The following is a 6,000-nucleotide window of genomic DNA, read 5'->3' as shown; positions in this document are numbered from 1 at the left end:
AGCGGTCCTGGTGGCTTCGGCAGTCTCAGCGGCCTCCGCCGCCCCGTCAGCTCCAGCCGCCTCAGCCGTTCCAGGGTCGTGGTTCACAATTCCGTTTCCAGTCCGGTCATTCCGACGCTCACGCCGATGCTCCCGCTCGGAGCCGCTCACATCTGCGGGGCCGCTCGCGCCTTCGGAGCCGTTCTCGCCTCCGGGGCCGTTCTCGTACTCGCGCCGACTCACTTCTGCGCCTCCATCACGACGCGCAGCGCCGCGATCCCGCGGGATCCGTAGGCCTTGACCGAGCCCAGGGATATCCCGAGCGTCTCGGCCACCTGGACCTCCGTCATGTCCGCGAAGTAACGCAGCACCAGCACCTCCCGCTGGCGCCGTTGCAGCCCCCGCATCGCCTTGATCAGCGCGTCCCGCTCCAGCTGGTCGTACGCGCCCTCCTCCGCGCTCGCCATGTCCGGCATGGGCTTGGAGAGCAGCTTCAGCCCGAGGATGCGGCGGCGCAGCGCGGAACGCGAGAGGTTGACGACGGTCTGGCGCAGATACGCGAGCGTCTTCTCCGGGTCCCGGACGCGGTTGCGCGCCGAGTGCACCCGGATGAACGCCTCCTGCACCACGTCCTCGCACGAGGCCGTGTCGTCCAGGAGCAGGGCCGCGAGGCCGAGCAGCGAGCGGTAGTGGGCGCGGTAGGTCTCGGTGAGATGGTCGACCGTGGTTCCGACAGCCACGCTCTCCTCAGCGCCCTCGCGCTGCGCGGGCAGCCGTGCGGAACGCGCAGCGGGCATGGGCGCGATCACCGGCATACCGCCGGGCGCACGGGGCCGTCGGAGCGGGCGAACCGAAGCGCCGCGCAAGGGGCCCACCACTGTGATTTCGAGAACCTCTGCCACGCCAGTTGGACACGTTTCCCCCCGTCAGGGTTGTACGCGCGCGGCACCACGTTCACCGCCGTGCGACATGCCCTCATACGTACCTGCACTTCCCCGAATACCCCGACTGCCCCGAATTGTTCCCCCCGCCGCGCCAGAAGGTGACCGCATAGACGCTCAGCCTTCGGTCGGCGGTTGCAGTAGGCCGAAAGTCATCGTCGGATACCCCGACCCCCCATCTCAAGAGGTTGAGACCTTCAACTTACTCACAGGACGTTCACAGAGAGTACGAAATCGGTTCGATCAGGACCGGGGAAACTCCGCGGCCACCGATTCGGCGATCTGTGCCACGTTCAACGCCGCCCCCTTGCGGAGGTTGTCGCCGCAGACGAAGAGTTCCAGACCCCGGGGATCGTCCAGTGACCTGCGCACTCGTCCGACCCAGGTCGGATCGGTGCCGACGACGTCGGACGGCGTCGGGAAGTCCCCCGCCGCCGGGCTGTCGTACAGCACCACGCCCGGTGCCGTCGCCAGGATCTCGTGGGCCCGGTCGACCTCGATCTCGTTCTCGAACCGGGCGTGCACGGACATCGAGTGCGTCGCGATGACGGGTACGTAAACACAGGTCGCCGCGATCCGCAGGCTCGGCAGGTCCAGGATCTTGCGGCACTCCTCGCGGATCGCCATCTCCTCGGAGGACCAGCCGTCCCCGGCCTCGGTCCCGGCCCAGGGCACCACGTTGAGGGCGACCGGGGCGGCGAAGGGGCTGCCTTCCGCATCCCCCAGGGCCCTGCGTACGTCCCCCGGCCGCGTGCCCAGTTCCGTGCCGGCGACCATCGACAGCTGTTCGCGCAGCGCGGCGACACCCTCCCGGCCCGCCCCGCTCACCGCCTGGTACGAGGAGACGACCAGCTCCCGTACGCCGAATTCGGCGTGCAGCGCTCCGACCGCGACGATCAGCGCGAGCGTCGTGCAGTTCGGGCTCGCGACGATGCCGCGTGGCCGGATCCGTACAGCGTGCGGATTGATCTCGGGCACCACCAGCGGGACGTCCGCGGCCAGCCGGAACGCGGCCGAGTCGTCGATGACGACCGTGCCCTTGGCGGCGGCGATCGGCGCCCACTGCGCGGAGACCTCGTCGGGCACCAGGAAGAGCGCCACGTCGACGTCGTCGAAGACCTCCTCGGTGAGGTGGAGGACCTCGCTCTCCTCGCCGCGCACGACCAGCTTGCGGCCGGCCGAGCGCGGCGAGGCGATCAGCTTCACCTCGCCCCAGACATCCGCGTGCTGCGAAAGGATCTGGAGCATGACGCCGCCGATCGCCCCGGTCGCTCCGACGACCGCGAGCGAAGGACGGCGCGCGGTCATCGGCCGGTGCCCCCGTAGACGACGGCTTCGTCGGAGTCACTGTCCAGACCGAAGGCGGTGTGCACGGCGCGCACGGCCTCCATGACGTCGTCGGCGCGGGTGACCACCGAGATGCGGATCTCGGACGTCGAGATCAGCTCGATGTTCACACCGGCGTCCGACAGCGCCTCGAAGAAGCCCGCCGTGACTCCCGGATTGGTCTTCATGCCGGCGCCGACCAGGGAGATCTTCGCGATCTGGTCGTCGTAGCGCAGCGACTCGAAGCCGATGGTGCCGCGGTTGCGCTCCAGGGCGTCGATGGCCTTGCGGCCCTCGGCCTTCGGCAGCGTGAACGAGATGTCGGTCAGACCGGTCGACGCGGCGGAGACGTTCTGCACCACCATGTCGATGTTGATCTCCGCGTTCGCGATGGTGCGGAAGATCGCGGCGGCCTCGCCCGGCTTGTCGGGCACGCCGACGACGGTGATCTTGGCCTCGGAGACGTCATGGGCGACTCCGGAGATGATCGCGTGCTCCACCTTCTGGTCCCCTTGCGGCTCGTTGCTGACCCAGGTTCCGCGCAGTCCGGAAAAGGACGAGCGGACGTGGATCGGAATGTTGTAGCGGCGTGCGTACTCCACGCACCGGTGCAGCAGCACCTTGGAGCCGGACGCGGCCAGCTCCAGCATGTCCTCGAAGGAGATCCAGTCGATCTTCCGGGCCTTCTTCACGACCCGCGGGTCGGCGGTGAAGACACCGTCCACATCGGTGTAGATCTCACAGACCTCGGCGTCCAGCGCGGCCGCGAGCGCGACGGCGGTGGTGTCGGACCCGCCGCGACCGAGGGTGGTGATGTCCTTCTTGTCCTGGGACACACCCTGGAACCCCGCGACGATCGCGATGTTCCCCTCGTCCAGCGCAGTACGGATACGGCCCGGCGTCACATCGATGATGCGCGCTTTGTTGTGGACCGAGTCGGTGATGACGCCTGCCTGGCTACCGGTGAACGACTGTGCCTCGTGGCCCAGGTTTTTGATCGCCATCGCCAGCAGGGCCATGGAGATCCGCTCTCCGGCGGTCAGCAGCATGTCGAACTCACGCCCGGCAGGGATCGGGGATACCTGCTCGGCGAGATCGATCAACTCGTCCGTCGTGTCGCCCATCGCTGACACCACGACAACCACCTGGTTGCCGTTCTTCTTGGCATCGACGATTCGCTTGGCGACGCGCTTGATGCCTTCGGCATCGGCTACGGAGGAGCCTCCGTACTTCTGCACGACAAGGCCCACGTGCGCTCCTCGCTCAGTCCATTACTGCGGTCGGCTCAGTTTAACGAGCAGTCCGGAATCGCCCCGCTGATACCACATGGTGAGATGTCCCGCTCAGCACGTGATCATCGGCGCGACCTCCCGGACCGCTCGTACAGGTGTGCTGCCCGCCGAGCCTGCTCGCATGCCGTATGTGGTCCAGGACACACGCCCGGCGGTCCAGCTCCACGATTCACCGGTCCTGCACCTCTAGCGTGAACCGGAACCTAATCATCCGCCCGCCGGAGACCTGCCATGCGCACGCCGCTACGCGCACTGCCCCTGCGCGCGCTGCCCCTGCTTCTCGCCTTTGCCGCGCTCCCTCTGACCGCGTCCCCCGCGCACGCGGGCTCCACCTGCTTCACCACCCATGCCGACGCCCCGATCTACGGGGGCGCCAACCCTGTCCCGACACCGTCCGACATCGCCGGCCACCTGGACCCGGGTATTCCGGTGAACGCCGCCCGCCAGGGCGCGGACGAGCTGTGGCGCGTGTCGCGCACGGACGACGGCGCACCTCTGGGGTACATGCGCGACGGCGACCTGCGGTGCGACGGGGGCTGAGAGAGCCTTGAGGCAGCGGGGCAGCGGGGCAGCGGAGCGGCGCCTACTGCACCGGCCGCAGCCCCAGCGGTCCCGCAATCTCCTCGGCCATCACCCGGCCGGCCTCCTCGGCGAGGTCGTCGTCGAGGGTCTCCGTGTCGGTGTCCAGGCCGTCCAGCTCCTGGAGGGGCTGGTTGAGGCGGATGTGGGCGATCAGGGACTGGAGTGCGCGCAGGGTGGCGGAGGCGGTGGAGCCCCAGTTGGAGAAGTAGGAGAACTGCCACCACCACAGCGCCTCGGTGGTGCGGTCCTCCTCGTAGTGGGCCAGGCCGTGGCGCAGGTCGGTGACCAGGTCGGCCAGGTCGTCGGAGATCCGGGCCGGGACCGGGGCCTTGCGGGGCTCGTACGGGTCGAAGACCTCGGAGTAGACGTCGATCGGCTCCAGCAGGGCGGCGAACCGCTCGCGCAGCCCGTCGGCGTCCGGCTCGGCGCCCAGGTCCGGCTCGTAGCGCTCGTCGGGGACGATGTCCTCGTACGCGCCGAGCCGGCCGCCCGCCAGCAGGAGCTGGGAGACCTGGAGCAGCAGGACGGGGACGGCTTCCTCGGGCTCCTCGACCTTGGACACCTCGGTGACCGCGACGATGAACGTCTTGATCTGGTCGGCGATCTGGACGGCGAAGTCGTCCGGGTCCTGCGTGACGGAGTTCAGCGTGGCGTCAGACATCGAGGGGACCTCCCGTGGGCACGGTCGCGAACGGTGAGTAGAACATAGCGTCGCTGAACGTAAAGCCGCCGTGAGTCGCGGGAACGCCCTTCGAAACGGTCACCGGAAGAACATCGGAAGTCGTAAAGGCGTCACACATCGAGCAGGCGCCTCCCCTCGAAGGCGCGGCCCAGGGTGACCTCGTCCGCATACTCCAGGTCGCCGCCGACCGGGAGGCCGCTGGCCAGTCTGGTGACCCGCAGGCCCATCGGCTTGATCATCCGCGCCAGGTACGTCGCGGTGGCCTCGCCCTCCAGGTTGGGGTCGGTCGCCAGGATCAGTTCCGTGATCGAGCCGTCAGCGAGGCGGGCGAGCAGCTCGCGGATGCGCAGGTCGTCCGGGCCGACGCCCTCGATCGGGCTGATCGCGCCGCCGAGCACGTGGTACCGGCCCCGGAACTCACGGGTCCGCTCGATCGCGACGACGTCCTTCGGCTCCTCGACCACACAGATCACCGACGGGTCCCGGCGCGCGTCCCGGCAGATGTTGCACTGCTCCTGCTGGGCGACGTTGCCGCAGACCGAACAGAACCGGACCTTGTCCTTGACCTCCAGGAGGGCATGGGCGAGGCGGCGTACATCGGTCGGCTCGGCCTGCAGGATGTGGAAGGCGATCCGCTGCGCGCTCTTGGGACCGACGCCGGGCAGCCTGCCCAACTCGTCGATGAGGTCCTGAACCACGCCTTCGTACAACGGGAACGCCTTCCTTTCCTGTTCTGTCTCTGTTCTCGACCGGTCAGAAGGGACAGGTCAGAAGGGGAGGCCGGGCACGCCGCCCAGGCCCTGGGCCAGCGGGCCCAGCTTCTGCTGCTGGAGCTGCTGCGCGTTCTCGTTCGCCGCCTGGACCGCGGCGACGACGAGGTCGGCGAGCGTCTCGGTGTCCTCCGGGTCGACGGCCTTCGGGTCGATGACCAGATTGCGGAGCTCGCCGGAGCCGGTCACGGTCGCCTTCACGAGACCGCCACCCGCCTGACCTTCGACCTCGGTCCTGGCCAGCTCCTCCTGGGCCGCGGCGAGGTCCTGCTGCATCTTCTGGGCCTGCTGCAGCAGTTGCTGCATATTGGGCTGACCACCACCGGGAATCACGGTCACTCCTGGCAATTCGACGACAAAATGTTTCGGTAAGCCGAGCCTACGTGGTCCCCGGGCAGCGCGCCCCACTCGCTGGCGCGCAACTCTTT

7 protein-coding genes are annotated in these 6,000 nt (G+C 68.5%); 1 reads left to right on the top strand and 6 read right to left on the bottom strand.

What is annotated here, in order from left to right; all coding sequences use genetic code 11:
- Positions 1 to 218 precede the first annotated feature (218 nt).
- The 3 genes from ACIRJP_RS30195 to ACIRJP_RS30185 form a co-directional block, all read right to left on the bottom strand.
- The gene (locus ACIRJP_RS30195) at positions 219 to 794 is read right to left on the bottom strand and encodes a SigE family RNA polymerase sigma factor (protein WP_404180770.1); all 576 of its coding nucleotides are present in this window, start codon (positions 792 to 794) and stop codon (positions 219 to 221) included.
- 369 nt (positions 795 to 1,163) lie between these two features.
- Positions 1,164 to 2,228 carry an aspartate-semialdehyde dehydrogenase gene (locus ACIRJP_RS30190; protein ID WP_404180767.1) on the bottom strand — a complete coding sequence of 355 codons (1,065 nt, stop codon included), beginning with the start codon at positions 2,226 to 2,228 and terminating at the stop codon, positions 1,164 to 1,166.
- Complete coding sequence (locus tag ACIRJP_RS30185; protein ID WP_266731735.1) at positions 2,225 to 3,496, bottom strand: aspartate kinase; 1,272 nt, start codon at positions 3,494 to 3,496, stop codon at positions 2,225 to 2,227. The genes ACIRJP_RS30190 and ACIRJP_RS30185 overlap by 4 nt, the downstream gene beginning before the upstream one ends.
- Positions 3,497 to 3,769: 273 nt before the next feature.
- Here ACIRJP_RS30185 and ACIRJP_RS30180 point away from each other — a divergent pair, with 273 nt between their 5' ends.
- Positions 3,770 to 4,078: a hypothetical protein gene (locus ACIRJP_RS30180; RefSeq protein ID WP_404180763.1), complete on the top strand. Its 309-nt coding sequence runs from the start codon at positions 3,770 to 3,772 to the stop codon at positions 4,076 to 4,078.
- A gap of 43 nt (positions 4,079 to 4,121) precedes the next feature.
- Here ACIRJP_RS30180 and ACIRJP_RS30175 read toward each other — a convergent pair whose 3' ends face one another.
- From ACIRJP_RS30175 to ACIRJP_RS30165, 3 genes are all read right to left on the bottom strand, one after another.
- Positions 4,122 to 4,781 carry a DUF5063 domain-containing protein gene (locus tag ACIRJP_RS30175; RefSeq protein WP_266731732.1) on the bottom strand — a complete coding sequence of 220 codons (660 nt, stop codon included), beginning with the start codon at positions 4,779 to 4,781 and terminating at the stop codon, positions 4,122 to 4,124.
- Between the two features lie 131 nt (positions 4,782 to 4,912).
- A complete protein-coding gene (gene recR, locus ACIRJP_RS30170; RefSeq protein WP_072487887.1) occupies positions 4,913 to 5,512 on the bottom strand; it encodes a recombination mediator RecR in 600 nt (199 codons plus the stop codon).
- Positions 5,513 to 5,569: 57 nt separating this feature from the next.
- A complete protein-coding gene (locus ACIRJP_RS30165) occupies positions 5,570 to 5,905 on the bottom strand; it encodes a YbaB/EbfC family nucleoid-associated protein (protein WP_189543466.1) in 336 nt (111 codons plus the stop codon).
- Positions 5,906 to 6,000 lie beyond the last annotated feature (95 nt).

Source organism: Streptomyces sp. NPDC102437 (assembly GCF_044765565.1).
GTDB lineage: Bacteria > Actinomycetota > Actinomycetes > Streptomycetales > Streptomycetaceae > Streptomyces.
This window is presented reverse-complemented; position numbering and strand designations above follow the sequence as displayed.

What these genes read in the sequence shown, in the direction of transcription:
- ACIRJP_RS30195 (WP_404180770.1), bottom strand. Translation starts at nt 794, where the DNA reads ATGCCGGTGATCGCGCCCATGCCCGCTGCGCGTTCCGCACGGCTGCCC.
- ACIRJP_RS30180 (WP_404180763.1), top strand. Translation starts at nt 3,770, where the DNA reads ATGCGCACGCCGCTACGCGCACTGCCCCTGCGCGCGCTGCCCCTGCTT.
- ACIRJP_RS30175 (WP_266731732.1), bottom strand. Translation starts at nt 4,781, where the DNA reads ATGTCTGACGCCACGCTGAACTCCGTCACGCAGGACCCGGACGACTTC.
- ACIRJP_RS30190 (WP_404180767.1), bottom strand. Translation starts at nt 2,228, where the DNA reads ATGACCGCGCGCCGTCCTTCGCTCGCGGTCGTCGGAGCGACCGGGGCG.